Origin of the sequence: Streptomyces sp. NPDC006265 (assembly GCF_040613555.1) — a bacterium.
GTDB lineage: Bacteria > Actinomycetota > Actinomycetes > Streptomycetales > Streptomycetaceae > Streptomyces.
Genome location: NZ_JBEXSH010001340.1, coordinates 1 through 1,627, shown reverse-complemented (window position 1 = coordinate 1,627; position 1,627 = coordinate 1). Strand labels below are relative to the sequence as shown.

The window sequence follows — 1,627 nt, the reverse complement described above, 5'->3', positions numbered from 1 at the left end:
GGGCGAGGGCACGCCCGTGTGGCCGGCGTGACCGGCGTGGACCAGCAGGTGCAGACAGCCCGGGAAGAGCTCGGTCATCGACAGCAGGCCGAGCTCCGTGACGGGCCGGTCCTTGCCCGCGAACCAGCGCTGCCGGGGCAGCCAGTCGCGCAGCAGCCCGCCGAGCGACTCCATGGGCTCGGCCAGGCGCGGGAGGTCCGGGCGCAGGGATGCGGTCTTCGGCATGGTCACGCCTCCTTTCGTCGGCGCAGGCTCACAGTCGCCGGCCGATGCGGGATGCGACTCGGGTGAGCCGGAACCAGTAGAAGCCGTGGCCCCCGAGGGTCAGCAGGTACGGCAGCTCGCCGATGGCCGGGAAGCGGACCCCGCCGAACAGCTCCACCGGGTGCCGCCCCGCGAACTCGCGCAGGTCCAGCTCGGTGGGCTGCGCGAACCGCGCGAAGTTGTTGACGCACAGGACCAGGTCGTCCTCGTACTCCCGCAGGAACGCCAGCACCGCGGGGTTGGAGGAGGGCAGTTCGGTGTACGAGCCGAGCCCGAAGGCCGGGTTCTGCTTGCGGATCTCGATCATGCGGCGGGTCCAGTGCAGCAGCGACGACGGCGACGACATCGACGCCTCGACGTTGGTCACCTGATGGCCGTAGACCGGGTCCATGATCGCCGGGAGATAGAGGCGGCCCGGGTCACAGGTGGAGAAGCCGGCGTTGCGGTCCGGGGTCCACTGCATGGGTGTCCGGACGGCGTCCCGGTCGCCGAGCCAGATGTTGTCGCCCATGCCGATCTCGTCGCCGTAGTACAGGATCGGCGAGCCGGGGAGGGCGAGCAGCAGCGCGGTGAACAGCTCGATGGTGTGCCGGTCGTTGTCCAGCAGCGGGGCCAGGCGCCTGCGGATGCCGATGTTGGCGCGCATGCGGGGGTCCTTGGCGTACTCGGCCCACATGTAGTCGCGTTCTTCGTCCGTGACCATCTCGAGGGTGAGCTCGTCGTGGTTGCGCAGGAACATCCCCCACTGACAGCCCGACGGGATGGCCGGGGTCTTGGCCAGGATCTCGGAGACGGGGTAGCGGGACTCGCGGCGCACGGCCATGAAGATGCGCGGCATGACCGGGAAGTGGAAGGCCATGTGGCACTCGTCGCCGCCGCTGGGATAGTCGCCGAAGTAGTCGACGACGTCCTCGGGCCACTGGTTGGCCTCCGCCAGCAGGACGGTGTCCGGGTACAGGGCGTCGATCTCGCGGCGGACGCGCTTGAGGAATGCGTGCGAAGCGGGCAGGTTCTCGCAGTTGGTGTCCTCGGCCGCGTAGAGATAGGGCACCGCGTCCAGCCGGAAGCCGTCGATGCCCAGGTCCAGCCAGAACTTCAGCGCGGCCAGGATCTCCTCCTGGACACGCGGGTTCTCGTAGTTGAGGTCCGGCTGGTGGGAGAAGAAGCGGTGGAAGAAGTACTGGCCGCGCACCGGGTCGTAGGTCCAGTTCGAGGTCTCCGTGTCGACAAAGATGATCCGGGCGTCCGGGTAGCCCTTGTCGTCGTCGGCCCACACGTAGTAGTCGCCGTAGGGCCCGTCGGGGTCCTTGCGCGACTCCTGGAACCACGGGTGCTGGTCGCTGGTGTGGTTCATGACGAAGTC

1 protein-coding gene and 1 pseudogene are annotated in these 1,627 nt (G+C 68.6%); both read right to left on the bottom strand.

Features of this window, described 5'->3' with window-relative positions:
• A pseudogene (locus ABZ281_RS48640) lies at nucleotides 1-225 on the bottom strand (maltokinase); the annotation flags it as partial.
• A 28-nt stretch (nucleotides 226-253) separates the two neighbouring features.
• Nucleotides 254-1,627, bottom strand: a 1,374-nt coding sequence (treS, locus tag ABZ281_RS48635; RefSeq protein WP_356665181.1) for a maltose alpha-D-glucosyltransferase, incomplete at its 5' end; no start/stop codon positions are given.